Annotated in this window: 1 protein-coding gene; it reads left to right on the top strand. The window is 59.8% G+C overall.

The annotated features are described in order from the left end of the window. Window positions 1-43: 43 nt before the first annotated feature. Window positions 44-246, top strand: a 203-nt coding sequence (locus RVY79_RS21030) for a chromate transporter (RefSeq protein ID WP_317466553.1), incomplete at its 3' end; no start/stop codon positions are given.

The following is a 246-nucleotide window of genomic DNA, read 5'->3' as shown; positions in this document are numbered from 1 at the left end:
GGCGAAGCGGTGGAGCGTTAACGCCAATCGCCAGTGCTCGCCTATGAGCAGTGATGCAACCGAAGGCCGGGTCAGGGAGGTCTTTACGGCATTCCTGAAGTTAGGCCTGACGTCTTTCGGCGGCCCCATTGCCCATCTCGGATACTTCCGCGATGAATTTGTGGTGCGGCGCAAATGGCTCGACGAGACAGCCTATGCGGACCTGGTCGCGTTGTGTCAGTTTCTTCCCGGACCTGCCTCCAGCCA

The sequence above is a fragment of the Chromohalobacter sp. HP20-39 genome (genome assembly GCF_033052815.1).
GTDB lineage: Bacteria > Pseudomonadota > Gammaproteobacteria > Pseudomonadales > Halomonadaceae > Chromohalobacter.
The sequence above is the reverse complement of the archived record's forward strand: the minus strand, read 5'-3'. Positions and strand labels throughout refer to the sequence as shown.